Here is a 19,052-nt window from a genome sequence, read left to right on the forward strand (position 1 = left end):
TTAACACCTACTTCAATGAAAACAAATATAAAATCACCAAAGGTCTTCCTTATCGGTGCAGGGCCCGGCAACCCTGAACTGATCACTGTAAAAGCAGTAAAAGCTATCGCAGAAGCGGACGTCATTTTATGTGACCGCCTTGTAAGCCCCGAGATTCTGGAAACCTATGTCAGTAAAAACACAGAAATCATCTATGTAGGGAAAGAATGCAGTAAAAATGCTTCCACACCGCAGTCACATATCAATACTTTGATGGTAGAATATGCTCTTCAGAATAAGACCATTGTAAGACTGAAAGGAGGGGATGTTTCTATATTCTCCAATATCCTGGATGAATTGCAGGCTTTAAAACAGAATCATATTCCTTACGAAATCATTCCCGGAATTACGGCGGCATTGGGAGCGGCAGCGTTTGCAGGGATGCCTTTAACAGCAAGAGGATACTCCACATCAGTACGTTTTCTGACCTATTATAAATCAGAGATTGTGAGTGAAGACTACTGGAAAGAGCTTGCTTTGACTAATGATACTCTTGTTTTCTACATGTCAAAAGGAAACCTTACCTCTCTTGTGGAAAAATTGAAACAGCTGGGGATTTCAAATGATAAAAAAATTGCAGTCATTGAGCAGGCTACAACTCCATATCAAAAGGTGTACACCTCATCGTTTGATGATTTTAATGAAAAATTCGGAGACAAAACCTTTGCATCCCCTTCATTGGTGGTGGTGGGTAAGATTGTCAATCTTCATGAAGAGTTTTCATGGCTTGAAAATGCTGAGCAGGAAGGTCTTTATTTTAAATCAGTGGAAAACGGAAGTCTAATCCCTACAACTCAAAATTTCTTTGAATATGCTGTCTGAAACTAAATTAAATGTATTAAAACAAATCTCCGGAGACCTCTCCAGGGATGAAGCCATCTGGGCAAGCGGATATCTTGCAGGTATTGCCGGAGGATCTTCATTGACCGCTGTACTGCCACCACAGCAAATCAATAATAACACTCAAAATGCCGTAAAGAAAATAACTCTGGCTTACGGTACAGAAACCGGAAACAGCAAAAAACTGGCTACAGCTCTGGCAGGTATAGTCAAGAAAAAAGGACTTCAGGTAAAACTGGCTGACCTTTCCCAATACAAACCTAAAGATCTTGCGAAAGAAGAATTCTTTTTTGTAATCATCAGCACTCAGGGAGAAGGTGAGCCGCCCGCTCTCGCCAAAAAATTCTACGATTATATTTATGAAAATGAAATTAATCTCAGTGGACTTAAATTCGGAGTACTGGCTTTGGGAGACAGCAGTTATCCTCTGTTCTGCCAAACCGGAGAAGATGTAGATTCACGTTTTGAAATATTAGGGGCACAGCGTATTATTCCATTAAAGAAATGTGATATTGATTACGAACAGGAAGCCTCTCATTGGATAGAGCATGTATTTGAAACAGTCAATAAAAATACTGATCAAAGTGCTGAAAATATATCAGCTCCAAAAGTTTCTGCAGGCAGAAAGAAATACCGGGGGAAAGTTTCAGCCATCATCAATCTGAATGATATTACGTCTGAAAAAGAAACCTATCATATTGAAATTGAAACAGATGAAGCTCTTTCATATCGGCCCGGTGCCGCATTGGGAGTGATTCCTTTCAATTCAAAAGAAGTAGTACACGAAATCATTACTCTCACAGGAATAGATCCTCAAAAACAGGTAGAAACGTCGAAAGTTACAGCTGCTGTTGAAGAACTACTTCACAAACGTCTTAACATCAGTTATTTACTTAAATCTGTAGTAGCTCAGTATGCGAAAATAACAGGACATTCGATCCCGGAAGTCAGATTAAGTCTTCTTGATCTCCTTAGAATTTATCCGGTAAAAACTGCGGATGAATTTGAAGAAATCATACAGATATTAACCCCTCAGGCACCGCGCCTGTATTCTATTTCGTCTTCTCTGGAAGCTCATGGTGATACGGAAATTCACATTACCGTTGCCAGATCAGAATTCTTTATTGACCATCAGAAACATAACGGATTATGCAGTGGTTTTCTGAGTGAATTCAAAGAAGAAGAAGATATTGAGTTTTATATCCAGGAAGCAGGACATTTTAAACTTCCGGAAGCCGATAAAGACATCATCATGATTGGTCCGGGAACTGGTATTGCTCCTTTCAGATCTTTCCTTTGGGAACGTGATGCAACTGGTGCAGAAGGAAGAAACTGGCTGTTTTTCGGGGACAGAAATTTCGTGTCAGATTTCCTTTATCAGGCTGAGCTTCAGGATTTCCTTAAAACAGGCAGTCTGACCCATTTAGATTTGGCTTTTTCCAGAGATACAGCTGAGAAAGTATATGTTCAGCACAGGTTGGAGCAAAAAGCTCAGGAAGTATTCTACTGGCTGGAAGGCGGAGCTTCTGTATATATATGCGGAGCTAAAGAGCCGATGGGAAGAGATGTAGAACAAACACTCCTGAACATTATTCAGAAGGAAGGAAAACGAAGCAAAGAAGATGCTGTAATCTATCTGGAAGAAATGGAACTTAGCGGCAGATATGCCAAAGATGTTTATTAAATGTAATTAAGCGATACTCGTAAAAAATTAAAGGAAATAATAATGAATAACGATAAAGAAAATCTTTCACCGGTAGAAAGGATTAAAACCAGCAGTAACGGGCTCAGAGGATCTTTAAAAGAGAGCCTTACTGATAATTTTACCGGAGCCATCAGGGAAGATGACCAGACTCTGATCAAATTTCATGGAATGTACCAGCAGGACGACAGAGACCGAAGGGAAGAGCGTGTCTCTAAAAAACTGGAATGGCTGTATTCTTATATGATCAGATTAAGACTTCCCGGTGGCTTTTTAACTCCGGAACAATGGGTAGGATTGAATGAAACGGCTGAAGATCATTCTACGGGAACCATTAAAGTAACCACAAGACAAACGATTCAGCTGCATGGGATTTTAAAATCTCATTTAAGACCTACTATTCAGAGCTTCAATCTGCAGCATCTGGATTCTATTGCAGCCTGTGGAGATGTCAACAGAAATGTAACCTGTACAGCCAACCCTTCAGAATCACCCTTACAGCAGGAAGCTTACGAACTGGCTGGTAAAATAAGCGAAATGTGTCTTCCGAAGACCAAATCTTATTACGATATCTGGATTGATGATGAACTTCTGGTAGACCGAAAAGCTGAAGAAGATCCATTATATCAGGACAGATATCTTCCAAGAAAACTGAAAATAGGAATTGCCGTTCCCCCCAATAATGATGTGGATGTATTCATCAATGATATTGCCTTGATCGCTATTATTGAAAATAATAAAATTGTTGGCTATAATATTGCTGCCGGAGGAGGATTGGGAGCCACTCATGGAAATGAAGCGACTTATGCCCGTCTTGCATCCATTCTTGGGTTTGTGGATACGGAAGAAAAAGTATTAAAAGCTGTCTACGAAATCATCACGGTTCAAAGAGATTTCGGAAACAGAAGCGACCGAAAATTATCAAGGTTAAAATATACGATTGATAAACTGGGTATTGATCAGTACAGAACTGAAGTGGAAAAAAGAACGGGATTCAGTTTTGAACCTGCCAGAGAATTTAAGTTTGAACAAAGAAAAGACCGCTATGGCTGGATTCAGAATCATGAAGGAAAATGGTTTTATACCGTATTTGTAGAGCATGGAAGAATTCTTAATACGGCAGAATATCCTTTAAAATCAGGATTATTAAAAATCGCACAGACAGGAAAAGCCAATTTCCGTTTTACCTGTAACCAGAACCTTATTCTGGCTGATATTGATGAAAAAGATAAACCTGAAATTGAAAATATTTTAAAAGAACACGGAATTTCAGAGTATACGAATGGAGCAAGTGCTCTGCGTAAAAACTCTGTTGCATGTGTTGCTTTGAATACCTGTTCATTGGCTTTGGCTGAAGCACAGCGTTATCTGCCATCCTTGGTCACTAAAATAGAACCTATTCTAGAAAAATATGGTCTTTTGGAAGAAGATATCACGATCCGTATGACCGGCTGTCCTAATGGCTGTGGAAGATCTCCTAATGCTGAAATCGGATTTGTGGGTACAGCCTATGGAAAATATAATCTTCACATCGGAGGAGACCGTTTAGGAATGCGACTGAATACAAAATTTAAAGAAAATATTAGTGAAGAAGAGATTCTTACCACTCTGGATGAGCTTTTCGGAATTTATGTACAGAAAAGACTTGCAGAAGAAACATTTGGTGATTTTTCATACCGTTACTTACATACCTTAAATTAATTATATGGCTAGTTTTCATTATGATCTGAAAAAAAATAAAAAAACTCAACCTCTTCATTTAGGGAGACGAATGTGTACGTGTTGTTGATTCTCAAATAACAATACATACAAAGCTGTTTCAACTTTTTTGAACCACTATGAAAAGTTAATACTACATCCTGTTATTGCGAACCAAAGGTGAAGCAATCTCAGCATTATATTAACGGCTTAAACCACCCCGTCAAAAATTCAAAGAATTTTTGCCACCCCTCCAAAAGAGGGGAATTCTAAGCCCTTCAATTGTAATACAAAACAATATTGAAAATTTTCATCATTAAAAGTAAAAAAGTTCAGACAGCTTCATTCTCAACCTAAAAAATGAAGAAAAAATGAAAAACAAAAAGCAGGGAAACTTTCTACCTAAAGCAGGCATTATTGCATTTACATTTCTATTTTTTAACCTGGCAGAAGCACAACAGCAGCTTATAGAGCTTAGTGGAAGCATCAGAAATACAGGTACACGCAAAGCGTTGGATTCTGTAAAAGTACAGATCGAAAATACACAGGATACCGCATTAACGGACCAACTGGGTAACTTTAAAATCAGAACAAGGGTTACCATTCCATTCCGGGTGGTGATTCAGAAAGATGGTTTCACAGGTCAAACCGTTGAAATACTTTCCCCCTCCAACAAAATAACGATAGGACTTAATCCACAAAATACGATTATTGATGATGTCGTCATTTCAGCCTCCAGAGTTCCGGAAAAAATATTAAAATCACCGATAGCTATTGAGAAAATTGATATCAAAACCATCAGGGAAAGTCCAGCAGCTTCATTCTATGAAACATTGGAAAATGTAAAAGGGTTACAGCTCTTAACATCCAGTCTTACCTTAAAGATTCCTAATTCAAGAGGTTTCAACTCACCTAATAATTTCCGTTTCATGCAATTGGTAGACGGCGTAGATGTACAGTCAGCAACATTGGGAGTACCATTGGGAAATGCAATAGGCCCTACAGAACTGGATATTCAATCTATGGAAGTTACTCCCGGAGCGGCTTCAGCCCTGTACGGAATGAATGCAATCAACGGACTGGCTAGTTTACAGACTAAAGATCCATTTACTTCTGAAGGAATAAGTCTTTACTTCCGTGGCGGAGTTAATCATGTAGACAATGTAAATCACAAAATAAGCTCACTTGGAGAGAGTGCCATCCGCTTTGCAAAAGTATTCAATAAAAACTTTGCCGTGAAGGTGAATGCATCCTATTTCAGCGGAACCGACTGGATTTCCAATAATCTGACAGATCAGAATCCAGGATCTTTGGTTACAGCCAATCCTAATTTTGCTTTGGCAAATAATCCGGCTGAAGACCTTTGGAATAAATACGGTGACGAAAGAAATAACCGTGTAGCTGTAAAAGTAGATTACAATGGAAAACCTACTACATTCAATGTTTCCAGAACAGGATATCTGGAGAAAGATTTGGTGAGCCCTGATGTGAAAAACATCAAGTTTGATGCAGGATTGTATTATCGTTTCGGAGATCAGTGGAGAACATCTTATGTATATCGTTATGGCTTACTGGACGGAACTTTCCAAAGAGGAAATAAAATCCGCTTACAAAATGCTACTGTTCAGAACCATAAAGTAGAATTGACAGGAAAAGAACTGACCTTCAGAGCTTATGTATCTATAGAAAATACAGGAGATTCTTATAACCTGAAGCCTTTGGCAGACAATCTGGATCTTACCAATCTCTCCAATACCAACTGGAAAAATATATTTCAGACTTCTCTTCAGAACAACTTAAATGCAGGAGCCAATCTTAATGATGCTTTTATTCTCGCCCGTCAGGAAGCCGATAAAAACAGAGCCGTGCCCGGAACCGCAGCTTTTGAGCAGTTAAAAAACACCATTATCGGTATCAATAACTGGGATTCTGCGAATGCAGGTATTATCGGAGCTCCGGCAACGGGAGGGGCAAAACTTGAACAGAAATCACGCTTTTATCAGGGTGAACTTACTTATGATTTCAGCAGGTTTGTGAAGATATTCAACCTTCTTGCGGGTATAGATTACCGTTTGTACAGTATTACTCCGGATGGAAATAACTTTGTTGATTTTGATCGCCCTGTGAATGAAAGAAATATCCCTTTGGCCAATGGTACCTTTGGGAAAGATGTTATTTATCAGAAATACGGGGCTTTTGCACAGATTACCAAGCTTTTCTTTGATGATAAATTAAAAATCAATGCAGCCTTACGGATCGACAGAAACCCGGAATTTGAAGCTAAATTGAATCCAAGGATCAGTATTGTCTATTCTCCGGTTAAAGAACATAATTTCAGAGCTTCGTTTCAGAACGGATATCGTTTTCCATCGTTATTTGAAGCCCTTTCTTTCGTGAACAACGGAAATGTAAGAAGAGTGGGAGGTCTCTCAAAAGTGAATGACGGATTGGGTTATCTGGAAAATTCTTACACCTTGACTTCCATTGATAAATTTACCTCAGCAGTGAATGCAGACGTTGATGGAGGAAAAACCCAGGCTCAGGCAGCTCAGGATAATAAACAGCTTTTAACGGTAGCCAATCTGCAAAAATTACAACCGGAAAAGATCAATTCGTTTGAAGTAGGGTACAAGTCTACTTTTTTCAATAATAAGCTGGTGCTGGACTGGGATTTCTATTACAACATTTACGAAGGCTTCCTGGGGCAGGTAGAGGTAGCAGTTCCTAAAAACAGCCAGGTAGGAAGTAATGCCGCCGTACTTGCGATGCTGGACCGAAGCAAACAGGACCGATACAGAGTATATACCAACAGCAACAGTACCTACAAAAGCTATGGAACATCTTTGGGGATTCGCTATAATATTACCGGAAATTATAATATCAACACCAATGTTTCTTATAATGATCTTGCTTCCAACAATACCTCGGATCTGTTCATCACCGCATTCAACACCCCGAAATGGATGGTGAATGTAAGTGTAGGAAACAGAGAAATTGTTAAAAATATAGGATTCACTCTTGTCGCAAGATGGCAGAGCGGTTTTGTGTGGGAAAGTCCTTTAGCATCAGGAGCAATTCCGGCTTATTACACCATTGATGCTCAGGCGACATGGAAGCTTCCGGAAATTCGTGCGAATATTAAAATCGGGGCTACCAATTTGCTGAACCGCCGTTATTTCCAGTATGCAGCAGGTCCTGAAATCGGAGGACTGTATTATCTTGCTTTTACTTATGACTTAAAACTGTAATCAGAATGAGCAATTCACTATATCCCATATTTTTAAAACTTGAGAACCTTTCACTGCTGATCATTGGTGGTGGCAAGGTTGCCCTTGAAAAACTGGAGTCTGTACTTGGAAACTCTCCGGATACTTCCATTACACTTGTGGCGAAAGAAATTATTCCTGAAATCAACACCTTACAACATAAGTTTTCCAATATAATACTGCATGAAAGAGCCTATGATGATCATGATTTTAATGATATGGATCTTGCCATTATAGCAGTGAATGATGTTGTATTGGCCGGGGAAATCAGAGAAAAAGCCCAGGAAAAAAATGTACTGGTCAATATAGCAGATAAACCGGATTTGTGCGATTTTTATTTAGGTTCTATTGTTAAAAAGGGAAGCCTCAAAATTGCTATTTCAACCAACGGAAAATCTCCTACAATCGCTAAAAGATTAAGAGAAACCTTCACTGAAGTCATTCCTGATGAAATGGATCATGTATTGGATAATATGCAGGACATCCGCAATAAGCTGACGGGAGATTTCAATTATAAAGTTAAAGAACTCAATAAGATCACTACAGAATATCTATCTGACGGAAATCTTTCTTCAAAGGCCAATCTGGAAATTGAAAAGCTGATCAATATTACCAAAACAGCTCAGAGAAAAGCCAATATTTATCTGGCTGTCATAGGGGTTTTACTTCTTTTCGGTCTATTTGGACTCGTAGTGTACCAGTTCAATCTTTCTAATGATATTCAGTACTTTCTGAATAAGGACGGTCATATTTTTTACTGGATGTTATTTGCAGGTTTTATGGCAGAAATTGTGGCCGGATCCATGGGAATGGGCTACGGAGTAATATGTACCACAATACTTTTATTGCTTAATGTTCCACCACCTGTTGTAAGTGCAAGCATTCACTCTGCAGAATCTTTTACGACGGCAGCTGGAAGTTTCAGTCACTATAAACTGGGAAATGTCAATAAAAAAATGGTGTGGGTATTGTTCCCGCTGGCTATTGTAGGTTCAGTTATTGGAGCATTAACCCTTTCTCATTATGGCGAGCAGTATGCTCATATTGTAAAACCCATTATTGCCTTCTATACCCTTTATCTTGGAATCAACATTTTAAAAAATGCTTTCAAAGATAAAAAAACACAGCAAGGCAAAACCAAACGAAGAACAAATCTCAGAATACTAGGTTTGGTAGGAGGCTTTATTGATTCCTTTGCTGGAGGAGGCTGGGGACCGCTTGTTACCGGAACCCTGATCAAAGAGGGAAGAATTCCCCGTTATGTAGTAGGAAGCTCTACTGTAGCCAAGTTTTTGCTGACTGTAACGAGCGCAATTACCTTCATCTTTACAATCGGTATTCATCATTGGAATATTGTTTTGGGGCTTTTGCTGGGTGGTGTTTTTACGGCACCGTTTTCTGCAATGCTTACCGCAAAACTTCCAACGAAGAAAATGTTTGTCGTGGTAGGAATCGTAGTCATCCTGATGAGCCTTGTTACAATAACAAAATCAATCTTTTCATGATAAAATCAATAATCAAAAGAATCAGACATACAATTTAGAGAAGAAGTCTATTTATTTTAGCGCAAAGATTTTAATGTTTTACTTTATTGAGGTAACAAAAGGGGAAAATCAATGATACAGTCTATTGACAACTATCATTACTCATTTTTAGTAAAAATCTGAAACCATTAAATCTTTGCGTTTTTTATTTTAAATGCTTTTTTAAGAAACAAAAACTTAATAGTATCATTTTCACATTATAAGAGGGCAAGATATAGTTCTTTTATCTCACGCTGATTTTGCAGATATATAAAATCTGCACAATCGTCTTAATCTGCGAGAAAAATTAGAACACCTCTGATTTCCAATAAAAAACAGCTCCCAAAAGAGAGCTGTCTATAATAGTTAGTTATTTCCAGATTTTGTTTTTCTGAAAGTATCAATTCCAAATCCTGTACAGCCCTGAAACAAAAACAGAAGCAAAAATAGGAGGTATAACATCTGAGGCAGGTATAGAAAATAGCCAAGCCATGTAAAAGGATCCATTTTATAAACTCCGGTTTCGGGTTTGACAGGAATAAGTTCCTTAGGAATTGTACTCAGATCATGGGTAAATAACGCGACAAGGATAATTATGATTAAAAATACAGAGCTTATTCTCGTCCAAAGACCCAACATTAAAAATAATCCAAAGATACATTCACAAAATGCAGTGAAGTTGGCAGTAAACTGAGGAAAAGGAAACCCTATAGTAGTGATAGTATTCAACATATATCCCTGGAAAATAGGATGGAAAAGTTTATTAAACCCTGCTACAAAAAAGAACAATCCAATTAATATTCTGCATATTATATAGATGTTATTCGTATTTTTTTCGAGGTTTGATAGTATTATCTTCATTATTTTTTTAATTCGTTTTTGATTACATCACCATGATAAAGCCATGAACAGCAGTTGGTCATGTAATTCTGGTTTAGATAATAGGATAGTGTATGGAAAAGATTATTCCATAGCTGAAAATATTATTTTATCAATAACTGAAAATTACATTTTTATTTTGGGCGGAATCCAGATAGAATTAAAAAAAGATGAATAGGGAGGATCATCATATAAAAAAAAGCCATTGCTTATTTCCGGGATCATAAATTTCTCAAATCCAAACGAAGGAAAAGATGCCGTAAAAAGGAGGGAAGAATTAGAACAATAATTATTATTACACTTTATCGGGGTCTTGTTATTTTCTTCAAGAAAGATCTTATTACATTTTTTCTGTGGTTTCTCTTCCGGATTAGAATTACTTATAATTTCTATGGTAGAAAAGGTCGTGTTTTCGGTTTTTGGGATCAGAAAATGGACTAGCATTAAAAATATACTAACTATCTGTATACAATGTAATATTCCATTTTTTCCTGTCATAAATCCCGTACAATTCAGACAAATATAATAAAATATTTATAGCTGCCTTTTAAACGATTATTATTTTTCAAGTTCCCGAACAACTGTTTTAGCCATTTCTTTGGAGCTGAAAGGATTTTGTCCTGTGATCAGATTGTCGTCAATCACCACATTGGAAGTCATAGGGATAAAGGCTTTTCTGTAATGTACACCCCGTTCTTTGAGTGCTGCTTCAAGATTAAAAGGAACTGCATTTTTTCTTCTGGCTAATGTTTCTTCAAACCAGTCGAATCCGGTTATAGATTTTCCTTTAATCATATATTCTCCATCAGATAATCTTACATTCAGCAATCCTCCGACTCCATGACAAATTGCGGCAACCATTTTATGGCTTTCATACTGCTTCCTGAGAACAGCCTGTAATGTGGAGTTATCCGGAAAATCATACATGGTAGCATGTCCGCCTGTCAGATAAACACAATCGAAACAGTTGTTTTCTACTTCATTCAGACTTTTTGTATGAGCCAGTATATCCATAAATACAGGATTTTCATAATAGCTTTTTGAAATTCCGTCAAGCATAAGCGGTTTCAGACTTTCCGGATCAATAGGAGTATTCCCTCCATTCGGAGAAGCAATGGTAATCTGCCATCCTTTTTCCTTTGCAGCATGATAAATATGGGTAAGTTCACTCAGCCACAATCCTGTCTTAAGCTGACTGTTGGCGTATTGGTCTACATTGGTTACGATTAACAAAATATTTTTTATCATAGTAGTATTAATTAAAAGATTTTCTGAATTCTAAAGGGGAAACAGTGGTCTGATTTTTAAACAAACGATGAAAAGACTGTGGATGCTCAAATCCCAGGCTATAAGCAATCTCAGATACGGACATGGTAGTGATAGACAACAGCTCTTTTGCCTTTTCAATCAATCTGTTCTGAATATGCTGCTGTGTTGTCTGTCCTGTATGAACCCTCAGCATGTCACTTAGATAATTGGGGCTTATATTCATCTGTCCTGCCACAAATTGTACGGTAGGAACCCCATTGATAAGCAGTTTTTCATTTTTGAAATAATCATCCAGTAAATTTTCAAGCTGAGTCAAAAGATCATGATTTACTTTTTTCCGGGTTAAAAACTGGCGGTTGTAGAATCTGTCACAGTACTTTAACAGCAGATCAATATTAGATACCAATAAATCCTGGGTAAAACCATCCATATTGGCTTCTATTTCTCTGCTGATATTATCCATGATGTCTGTTACAGATTTTTCTTCTTTATCGGAAAGATACAGTGCTTCATTGGCCATATAAGAGAAGTAGCCATAATCTTTTATTACAGAGGCTAATGGATATCCCTGCAGAAAATCAGGATGTATAACCAGTACATTTCCTCTAACTTCAGAAAGCAGAATATCTTCAAACTGCAATACCTGATGGGGAGCAATAAAATACATGATTCCATCCTCAAAGTCATAATAATGCTGTCCATATTTACATCTTCCCGCGCAATCCTTTTTAATGGAAATCACATAAAAATCTGTAGTCACGGCACTCAGAATAGTTTCCGGATCAATATTCACTTCATTAAAATCAAACACACTGATCAGAGGGTTGGAAGGCCTTTTCAGCTTCAGATAGTTGTGTAATGCTGTGATAGAGGTTACTTTTTCAGGAGCTTTCATTTTTTCGCTTATTTTTAACCACCCCGTCAAAAATTCTTTGAATTTTCGCCACCCCTCCGAAGAAGGGGAATATGCAGCCCTTCGGTTGTGGTATTGGTTTTTCTAAGTCACTTATTTTATTAAAGTTAGCTGTTCTTTTTTTATCTGTTCAATTCCCTGCCTGTAGGGAGTTATCTGAAATTCCGGGAACCTTTTCCTGAATTTTGAATCATCAAAAAGGTTGTCATATTTATATCTTGGAAGCAGTTCCAGTAACTCTTTTACATTTTTATTGAATAAAGATCCTATTTTAAAAGCCAGGTTAGGAATTACAGAATACCCGAATTCTTTTCCATAGATCTGAGACGTCAATGCAATGAACTTATTATAGCTTAACTTATTATCGTCTACCGGCAAATGCCAGGTTTGCCCATAAGCATCAGGAGTATTTCCAATTAAAGCTGTAGCGCGGCTTGCATCAGGTGTCCAGATCAGACTTCGAAGTTTATCATCTCTTAACGGAACTTTCAGTTTTTTATCTTCTTTAATGGCATTAAAAATAAGACTATTGGTAATACTTTGAGTTTTCCCAGGGCCATAAAATTCAGGAGCTCTGCAGATCACAGCTTCTATTGTTCCGGCTTCCATTTCTTTTAAAAGCATGTCTGCCATCTGTTTTCTTACTCTTCCTTTTCTGCCTACAGGAGCAAATTGGGTATGTTCCGTCAAAACTTCATTATTTTGAGGGTACATATAAGTATTATCAAAAAATACAAGCTTCGTCCCGTTGATTTTACAGGCTTCAATTACATTTTTCAATATTGTCAAAAATTGTTTTTCCCACAAATCTGTATCCATAGGAAGTCCAAGTGTGAAATAGGCAATTTCGGTTCCTTTCACGGCTTCTATTGCTTTTCCCCTGTCTGATAAATCTGCAGAGAAAACAGTATCAGTATCGTTTACTTTTTTAGCATTTCTGCTGACAATACGAATGTCTGAAGTATAATTTCTTTTTAATTCTCTTGCCAGTTCCTCACCAATCTGCCCATTGGCTCCTAATATCGTTTGCATCATTTCTAATTTTGAGGGTTATATATTGCATTGAAAATAAATACTTTCAGTTGCTTTTATTTCTAATGCAAAATTCGGGCATAATCATAAAAACAGAGTAGCTGAATCCATGAAAGTTGTAACATAATCTCTGAGATCATAAAAAAGCTGAGAAAGTAAAGATTACAACACTTGAATAATTTATTTTTTATTCCTCATTGTTTCCTTTTCTTTCCCAGCTTTAACTGCTGGCTTTTTTAATTTTTTCTATCCAGAGCCAGATAATTGTCATCAATTCTGCTGATCAGAATGTAGAACAAACCTGCATAGATCATCTGAATACCCATGGCTTCCCAGTTTTCCACCGTACTGCTTCCAAAAAGAAGCAAGATGATCAGGGAAGCTCCAGCAATAGTAGAGATACGGGTTTTGAAACCAATCATCAGCAGTAATCCGATAATAAATTCTAAAAAGGGGAGTGTGATCCCAAAGAGATGTACCAACGGCTCTGGAAGCCAGCTTGTTTCAAAACCCTTCACCATTCCTGATGCAAAATCCTGTAGTTTTATCAATCGGACCAATCCGTGTCCTAAAAGATTTATTCCCATCGAAACACGAAGGAAAAAATAGGCTGTTTTTGTATTATTCATAAAGATATTTTTTGGATAGAAGATCGAAGCCTGAAGATGGAAGTTATATATCCGGTATGATTCACTTTACTGTCTTTTTTATCTGTTTCAATTAACCGGTAATTTGTTTTTGCAGACTTTAATAACTTCCTTACTTATTAAACTTTTCTTCGCTATTATCAACAGGAGTTTCAGGATCATTCATTACCATTTTGGCTATATCATCTTTTCTCATAAAGACGACCCCTTGTTTTTCTTTGGTATATTTTATAAACTCTTCCATTGCATGTACCATTGCGGGAGTACCACCAATTCTGTCGTGAAAACTGATGCTCATCATTCTTCTCTTTGATGCGCCTTCTTCATAAAGACGGTCAAATTCAAATTTTAATTGGTTTAAAAACTGATCAGGACTCCAGTGCTTGCCTTCAATATTCACGATATCATTATTACGCAATGTGTAAGGGATTACAGCAAAATTTTTCCCTTTTACTTTGGTAATAAAGGGTTCATCATGGCTTACATCATCTATGTGATACAAAAAGCCGAGTTCCTGTAAAACTTTAAGCGTATTCGGACCTCTTCGAAGCCAATTAGCGTTATAACCTACAGCTTTCTGGCCTGTAATTTTTTCAACAACATCTACGCCCTGTTTCACAAAATTCAACTCATCAGCATAATTCTTATTCCACTGATTATCCCAGGTAAAACCATGAGCTGCAATTTCATGGCCTCCGTTGGCGATAGCTTTTGCCACTTCCGGATACTTTTCTGCTGCTGTTCCCACTACATGAGAGGTTACTTTAATGTCATATTTTTTCCATAGATCCAGCATTCTGTAAATTCCTTCATTTCCTCCATAACGATACCAGCTTTCTGCCGGAAGATCCGGTTGGCCTTTAGGAAGTGGAGTGCCACTGAAAGGACTTTCAGCACCCTCAGGCTGTCCGCCTGTTTCAAATTGCATAGAAACTGAAATTACCAGCTGAGCCCCATTAGGCCAGTGTTTTTTTGTTAAAGTCTTTGTTTCAGATAGATCTTTTTTTACTCTTTTATCCTTGTCGTGATCAGAAAAAGACATCAGAACGATTGTTGAAGCAGCCAACAGTATTGATTGTTTTATATATTTCATTTTGAATGTATTTAATAGGACAAAATTGATCAATAATGAATCAGGATATATTGTAAAAATTAATGGTAAATTTGTAAAAATCCATTCTTTCATGAAACGAATCGTTAATTTCAATTCTTTTAATGTTTTCAGCATTGAAAAAGAAATCTGGGATGTTGAATATCACAATCATAACTTTTATGAACTGATTATCATAGAAAGTGGAAAAGGGCTTCATCATCTCAACAATATTACTTTTCCTTACAAAAAGGGAGATGTTTTTCTCCTGCGGCCCAGCGATGGCCATGAGTTTTCTATTACCAATAAAACACGATTTATTTATATAAAATTTACAGAACAGTACATATGGGAAAATTTGCTCTCCAATAAAAAGAATGAGCTGAAAAAAGTTGTTCAGCTCATGATGGAAGATCATTCTTTTGTATACGAATCAGTGATCAAATGTAAAACGGATAGGGAACATCTGCTGCAGCTGGCCCGAATTCTTCTGTACGAGTTCAGCCATAAAAACACTTATAATAAAGAGATAAGTTCAGATCTTTTCTCTGCTATTATTACTATTCTGATCCGGAACACGATGAGCAATATCACAGCTAAAAACTGGATTACTCAAAACCTGAGCAGAATTGAAAGGATATTATATTATATCAATATTAATGCTTTAGATGGGGATAAAATGAAAATTGAAAATCTGGCCAGAGAGTTTATGCTTTCTCCTAATTATATCAGTATTTACATCAAAAAACAGACAGGATTTTCAATACAGCAACATGTGATGCAGCATAAAATGAAAACTGCAGAAAAACTTTTGCTTCAGAGTCATTACAACATCAGTGAGATTTCAGATAAACTGGGCTTCAATGATGCCAGCCACTTCAATAAAATATTCAAAGGGTATAAGGAAGTGTCTCCTTCTGAGTTTAAAAAGAGATCAATGGTGAAATAATGAAGATAAGTTTCATTTCAACTTTCTTAATGATTTTCTTTCCAGCTCAATTAATCTATTTTTTATATCTTTAATAATCAAACCTTTAAGCTTATGAAAGCGAGTGCCGGGATTTTACTCTTTAAAAAAGAAAAAGACAGACTGTATTACTTTCTGGTTCATCCTGGCGGACCTTTCTGGAAAAATAAAGACCTGGGAGCATGGTCTATTCCAAAAGGAGAGCTTCTTCCAGATGAAAATCCATTGGATCGTGCATTAACGGAATTTAAAGAAGAAACAGGGAAAACAGTGGAAGGGAACTTTGTTGAATTGTCACCCATTAAGCAAAAAGGAGGGAAAATAGTTTATGCCTGGGCATTGGAGGGTCATATGGATACTTCAGATCTTTACAGCAATACCTTCTCTATGGAATGGCCACCCAAATCCGGTAAAATAATAGAAATTCCCGAAGTAGATCAATGGGAATGGTTTACTTCAGAAGAAGCACAGCAACGCATTAATATTGCACAGAAAGATTTTATTACAGAACTCGAAAATATAGTAAAAAAAATAACACCTTAAAACAAAGCCATGAAAAAATTAAACAGAAAAACATTAAAAAACATTGTTGGAGAAATCGGTATAGAGCTGAACCTTCCTCTTCCTGTTGGCATCTGTCTTGGAAATCTACTTTCCTTGTGTCCTCCTCATTCTCATTGCCGCGCAGATGAAAGATGCTATCCTGATGCAGTGGGTCCCTGTATCAACGGGCTGTGTCCTTCAGGCTATCACTGCCATTCAGGAGAATGTGTAAGATAAAAAATCAAAACAAAAAGACGTTTATCAATCTGATAAACGTCTTTTATATATTAAAGTTTTATCTCTTTATTCCGATTGCCCTTAATGCACTGGATGTCAAAAAGATATCATCAAACACCGTAAGTGATTCTACATCATTAAATCCTGAAGGAATCAGGTCATTTTTATTAAAAGATAATTCGATAGAAGCATCATATGAAGCGATGATTCTCACTTTTGAATATCCGTTATAATCTACTTTAAAACCTTCAAACATACAGTTTTGTTCTGCCTTCTGATATTCGCCGTATTCTTCAAAACCTGCAATATCAGTTCTTTTTCCGTCATTATGGTCAAGGGATTTCCATGAGTCATAATTTTTAGGTTCTTTCAGAATATTTCCTTCACGATCTAAAGGAACAAACATTCCAAGAGTTAAACGCTTCTTTAAAAAATTGGCATAATTATTCATCAGATTTAAAATCTGAAGATCAGCATATCCTTCGTGTGAATAATATTCCAGCACGAAAGTGGTCATCGGAATCAGCTTATGAGAAGCATCAGTCGGCATAATTAGTCTTTACTTTTTTTTGGCCGATAAAAATAGTATTTTTATTTACTCTACCCAATGGAAGTAAGTGAATAGGATGGAATTTATACCGATTCTGAATAACAATAAGTATAGAACAACCCTCCATTTTTAGTATTTTTGAAGGAAATAACCTTATAGCAATAACCCATCCACTTGAAAAAACTGGAGATTTTTTACCCTTTACAAATTATTATATGTTGAAAAAAATACTTTTAGGAGCCAGCATCATTCATTGTTGCTTTTACAATACTATGGCTCAGAGCCCTGATCAACACCCGGTTTATACATCCGAATGGGGACATCTTTACCGAGATCAAGGAAATAATAAGGATCTTCTGGGGATATTTTCTACCGAAGCTCCGGTTTATCTTCTCGATTCTACCCGCACACAATACAAAGTACAGGTAAGCAACGGTGATATTGGCTTTATAAATCGTCAGCCTTTACAAAAAAACATGCGTGGAAAGAAATCTGCGGGTGAACCCGCTCAGTATTTTTATAGAGGAACACAAGGATATCAGTGCCCACATTATTATGTACAGGTATCAGAATTGCGTGTAAGGAAAGCTCCTACAACAGAAAGTGCAGCAATCCGAAGAGCTGCTTTAAATGAAATGGTTTGTATTGATTATGTTCCCCTATATGAGGATGGCTGGATCTATATTGGTGATCATTTCCACGAAAATCCCGCATATATCCAAATGAAATATCTGGGTACTGAACTTACCTATGAAAAAGTATTGAAAGACTATCTGGCAGCGAAGGGTAAAGACAAGGAAAAAGAGCTGGCTCAGGTTGGAAGATTACGTGAAATGGCATGGATTGGGGATAAAAACCTTAAACAAGCCTTACAATACTGGAAAGAATCCAATACCGGTATAGAAAACCCAAAGATAGATATCGATTTTGAACTTCTTCTGGCAGATCAATTTGCAAAAAAGCCAGGTACACAGGCTTATGAAAAGAAATTGAAAGCATTAAATATGCATTTCCTATGGAAGGAAACCTCTCTTTTTGACGGAAAAATCACAGATGCACAGATTAGACAACTGGAGATGCAGAAGGTTAAAGAGATCCCCAATATGCCGGAATGCGGCTGGGAACCTCAATATTTTTATAGAACACCTAATATTATTATTGCTTTTGAAGAATATAAAGGAAAAGTTTCTGGAAGTATCTATAAAATGTCTTTCAGTAATGGTGAAGCTTTAGTCTTAGGAAATGAGCGTATGGATTCCAATTATGATGAAAGAAATTTTGTAACCCGTTTTGGGGATATGCTGTCTGCACGCTGGATTTCTTCTCCCCACGAATATTACATACAGAATGGAGATGCAGGACTCTTTATTTTTACTTTTAAAGATGGAAAACTTTTCAGCTATGAATGTATGTACTATTGCTAGAATATATTTGATTATTATTTACATTAAAATTATATAATTCTAAGATTTACATCTCATGATCAATGATCCAATTTACTTAGCTGCAGACACCTCTATATTTGGTTTCAAGATGGCTGAACTCGTTGCAGACAAACTTCAGAAAGGTTATTTTCTTGGATATCGGCACCGTGATTTTTGCGGAATGGCCATGAAAATGGACGAAAAAAATCAATTTCTATATGGAGAGCTTTATGATGGGATTGATTTTTCATTTCCAATGGTTTTTAAAAACAGAGAACTATTTGTTTTATGGCTTTCTAAACAATCCACCGCATCACTGGCCCGACTGGATGATGATGATTTTTATAGAGCAAACCAGGTAATTACAAGACAACGCTTACTGGAATTTATAAAAGACTAATAATGTGCTAAAAATCTAGTCCTATTCTCCAAC

17 protein-coding genes are annotated in these 19,052 nt (G+C 36.9%); 10 read left to right on the top strand and 7 right to left on the bottom strand.

Going from position 1 to position 19,052, the window contains the following annotated elements:
* Positions 1 to 15: 15 nt before the first annotated feature.
* The 5 genes from cobA to CHRYMOREF3P_RS02550 all read left to right on the top strand — a co-directional run bounded on the left by cobA (position 16) and on the right by CHRYMOREF3P_RS02550 (position 9,050).
* On the top strand, positions 16 to 861 hold the full coding sequence (gene cobA, locus CHRYMOREF3P_RS02530) for a uroporphyrinogen-III C-methyltransferase (RefSeq protein WP_180563780.1): 846 nt from the start codon (positions 16 to 18) through the stop codon (positions 859 to 861).
* Entirely contained in the window at positions 851 to 2,563 is a 1,713-nt protein-coding gene (locus CHRYMOREF3P_RS02535) for a sulfite reductase flavoprotein subunit alpha (protein WP_180563781.1), read from the top strand. Before cobA ends, CHRYMOREF3P_RS02535 begins: the two co-directional genes overlap by 11 nt.
* Before the next feature lie 42 nt (positions 2,564 to 2,605).
* Complete coding sequence (locus CHRYMOREF3P_RS02540) at positions 2,606 to 4,282, top strand: NADPH-dependent assimilatory sulfite reductase hemoprotein subunit (protein WP_180563782.1); 1,677 nt, start codon at positions 2,606 to 2,608, stop codon at positions 4,280 to 4,282.
* A gap of 368 nt (positions 4,283 to 4,650) precedes the next feature.
* Entirely contained in the window at positions 4,651 to 7,527 is a 2,877-nt protein-coding gene (locus CHRYMOREF3P_RS02545) for a TonB-dependent receptor (protein WP_180563783.1), read from the top strand.
* 5 nt (positions 7,528 to 7,532) lie between these two features.
* A complete protein-coding gene (locus tag CHRYMOREF3P_RS02550) occupies positions 7,533 to 9,050 on the top strand; it encodes a TSUP family transporter (RefSeq protein ID WP_077417276.1) in 1,518 nt (505 codons plus the stop codon).
* 384 nt (positions 9,051 to 9,434) lie between these two features.
* Here CHRYMOREF3P_RS02550 and CHRYMOREF3P_RS02555 read toward each other — a convergent pair whose 3' ends face one another.
* The 6 genes from CHRYMOREF3P_RS02555 to CHRYMOREF3P_RS02580 all read right to left on the bottom strand — a co-directional run bounded on the left by CHRYMOREF3P_RS02555 (position 9,435) and on the right by CHRYMOREF3P_RS02580 (position 14,901).
* On the bottom strand, positions 9,435 to 9,929 hold the full coding sequence (locus tag CHRYMOREF3P_RS02555) for a DoxX family protein (RefSeq protein WP_180563784.1): 495 nt from the start codon (positions 9,927 to 9,929) through the stop codon (positions 9,435 to 9,437).
* Positions 9,930 to 10,505: 576 nt separating this feature from the next.
* A complete protein-coding gene (locus CHRYMOREF3P_RS02560; protein ID WP_180563785.1) occupies positions 10,506 to 11,195 on the bottom strand; it encodes a type 1 glutamine amidotransferase domain-containing protein in 690 nt (229 codons plus the stop codon).
* A gap of 7 nt (positions 11,196 to 11,202) precedes the next feature.
* The gene (locus CHRYMOREF3P_RS02565) at positions 11,203 to 12,111 is read right to left on the bottom strand and encodes a helix-turn-helix domain-containing protein (RefSeq protein WP_180563786.1); all 909 of its coding nucleotides are present in this window, start codon (positions 12,109 to 12,111) and stop codon (positions 11,203 to 11,205) included.
* Positions 12,112 to 12,222: 111 nt separating this feature from the next.
* A complete protein-coding gene (locus CHRYMOREF3P_RS02570; RefSeq protein WP_180563787.1) occupies positions 12,223 to 13,161 on the bottom strand; it encodes an NAD-dependent epimerase/dehydratase family protein in 939 nt (312 codons plus the stop codon).
* A gap of 236 nt (positions 13,162 to 13,397) precedes the next feature.
* Complete coding sequence (locus CHRYMOREF3P_RS02575; RefSeq protein WP_077417264.1) at positions 13,398 to 13,790, bottom strand: DoxX family protein; 393 nt, start codon at positions 13,788 to 13,790, stop codon at positions 13,398 to 13,400.
* Between the two features lie 130 nt (positions 13,791 to 13,920).
* Positions 13,921 to 14,901, bottom strand: coding sequence for a polysaccharide deacetylase family protein (locus CHRYMOREF3P_RS02580; RefSeq protein WP_077417262.1), 981 nt, complete (start codon positions 14,899 to 14,901; stop codon positions 13,921 to 13,923).
* Positions 14,902 to 14,992: 91 nt separating this feature from the next.
* On the opposite strand from CHRYMOREF3P_RS02580, the gene CHRYMOREF3P_RS02585 reads away from it, so the two are divergent.
* The 3 genes from CHRYMOREF3P_RS02585 (at position 14,993) to CHRYMOREF3P_RS02595 (ending at position 16,645) form a co-directional block, all read left to right on the top strand.
* Positions 14,993 to 15,847, top strand: coding sequence for an AraC family transcriptional regulator (locus CHRYMOREF3P_RS02585; RefSeq protein ID WP_139348536.1), 855 nt, complete (start codon positions 14,993 to 14,995; stop codon positions 15,845 to 15,847).
* 93 nt (positions 15,848 to 15,940) lie between these two features.
* Positions 15,941 to 16,408: an NUDIX hydrolase gene (locus tag CHRYMOREF3P_RS02590; RefSeq protein ID WP_180563788.1), complete on the top strand. Its 468-nt coding sequence runs from the start codon at positions 15,941 to 15,943 to the stop codon at positions 16,406 to 16,408.
* 9 nt (positions 16,409 to 16,417) lie between these two features.
* Entirely contained in the window at positions 16,418 to 16,645 is a 228-nt protein-coding gene (locus CHRYMOREF3P_RS02595) for a hypothetical protein (RefSeq protein WP_077417256.1), read from the top strand.
* Positions 16,646 to 16,703: 58 nt separating this feature from the next.
* Here CHRYMOREF3P_RS02595 and CHRYMOREF3P_RS02600 read toward each other — a convergent pair whose 3' ends face one another.
* Positions 16,704 to 17,195 (bottom strand): hypothetical protein, encoded by a 492-nt coding sequence (locus CHRYMOREF3P_RS02600; RefSeq protein WP_077417253.1) that lies wholly within the window; start codon positions 17,193 to 17,195, stop codon positions 16,704 to 16,706.
* A 215-nt stretch (positions 17,196 to 17,410) separates the two neighbouring features.
* Between CHRYMOREF3P_RS02600 and CHRYMOREF3P_RS02605 the strand changes: the two genes are divergently transcribed.
* Both CHRYMOREF3P_RS02605 and CHRYMOREF3P_RS02610 read left to right on the top strand, forming a co-directional pair.
* Positions 17,411 to 18,619 carry a hypothetical protein gene (locus tag CHRYMOREF3P_RS02605; RefSeq protein ID WP_180563789.1) on the top strand — a complete coding sequence of 403 codons (1,209 nt, stop codon included), beginning with the start codon at positions 17,411 to 17,413 and terminating at the stop codon, positions 18,617 to 18,619.
* A gap of 55 nt (positions 18,620 to 18,674) precedes the next feature.
* Positions 18,675 to 19,019 carry a hypothetical protein gene (locus CHRYMOREF3P_RS02610; protein ID WP_180563790.1) on the top strand — a complete coding sequence of 115 codons (345 nt, stop codon included), beginning with the start codon at positions 18,675 to 18,677 and terminating at the stop codon, positions 19,017 to 19,019.
* Positions 19,020 to 19,052: the final 33 nt, after the last annotated feature.

This window comes from Chryseobacterium sp. JV274, assembly GCF_903969135.1.
In the GTDB taxonomy this organism is placed as follows: domain Bacteria; phylum Bacteroidota; class Bacteroidia; order Flavobacteriales; family Weeksellaceae; genus Chryseobacterium.

Excerpts from the sequence above, each read along its gene's own strand:
- cobA (WP_180563780.1), top strand. The coding sequence starts at position 16 with ATGAAAACAAATATAAAATCACCAAAGGTCTTCCTTATCGGTGCAGGG.
- CHRYMOREF3P_RS02535 (WP_180563781.1), top strand. The coding sequence starts at position 851 with ATGCTGTCTGAAACTAAATTAAATGTATTAAAACAAATCTCCGGAGAC.
- CHRYMOREF3P_RS02540 (WP_180563782.1), top strand. The coding sequence starts at position 2,606 with ATGAATAACGATAAAGAAAATCTTTCACCGGTAGAAAGGATTAAAACC.
- CHRYMOREF3P_RS02545 (WP_180563783.1), top strand. The coding sequence starts at position 4,651 with ATGAAAAACAAAAAGCAGGGAAACTTTCTACCTAAAGCAGGCATTATT.
- CHRYMOREF3P_RS02550 (WP_077417276.1), top strand. The coding sequence starts at position 7,533 with ATGAGCAATTCACTATATCCCATATTTTTAAAACTTGAGAACCTTTCA.
- CHRYMOREF3P_RS02555 (WP_180563784.1), bottom strand. The coding sequence starts at position 9,929 with ATGAAGATAATACTATCAAACCTCGAAAAAAATACGAATAACATCTAT.
- CHRYMOREF3P_RS02560 (WP_180563785.1), bottom strand. The coding sequence starts at position 11,195 with ATGATAAAAAATATTTTGTTAATCGTAACCAATGTAGACCAATACGCC.
- CHRYMOREF3P_RS02565 (WP_180563786.1), bottom strand. The coding sequence starts at position 12,111 with ATGAAAGCTCCTGAAAAAGTAACCTCTATCACAGCATTACACAACTAT.
- CHRYMOREF3P_RS02570 (WP_180563787.1), bottom strand. The coding sequence starts at position 13,161 with ATGCAAACGATATTAGGAGCCAATGGGCAGATTGGTGAGGAACTGGCA.
- CHRYMOREF3P_RS02575 (WP_077417264.1), bottom strand. The coding sequence starts at position 13,790 with ATGAATAATACAAAAACAGCCTATTTTTTCCTTCGTGTTTCGATGGGA.
- CHRYMOREF3P_RS02580 (WP_077417262.1), bottom strand. The coding sequence starts at position 14,901 with ATGAAATATATAAAACAATCAATACTGTTGGCTGCTTCAACAATCGTT.
- CHRYMOREF3P_RS02585 (WP_139348536.1), top strand. The coding sequence starts at position 14,993 with ATGAAACGAATCGTTAATTTCAATTCTTTTAATGTTTTCAGCATTGAA.
- CHRYMOREF3P_RS02590 (WP_180563788.1), top strand. The coding sequence starts at position 15,941 with ATGAAAGCGAGTGCCGGGATTTTACTCTTTAAAAAAGAAAAAGACAGA.
- CHRYMOREF3P_RS02595 (WP_077417256.1), top strand. The coding sequence starts at position 16,418 with ATGAAAAAATTAAACAGAAAAACATTAAAAAACATTGTTGGAGAAATC.
- CHRYMOREF3P_RS02600 (WP_077417253.1), bottom strand. The coding sequence starts at position 17,195 with ATGCCGACTGATGCTTCTCATAAGCTGATTCCGATGACCACTTTCGTG.
- CHRYMOREF3P_RS02605 (WP_180563789.1), top strand. The coding sequence starts at position 17,411 with ATGTTGAAAAAAATACTTTTAGGAGCCAGCATCATTCATTGTTGCTTT.
- CHRYMOREF3P_RS02610 (WP_180563790.1), top strand. The coding sequence starts at position 18,675 with ATGATCAATGATCCAATTTACTTAGCTGCAGACACCTCTATATTTGGT.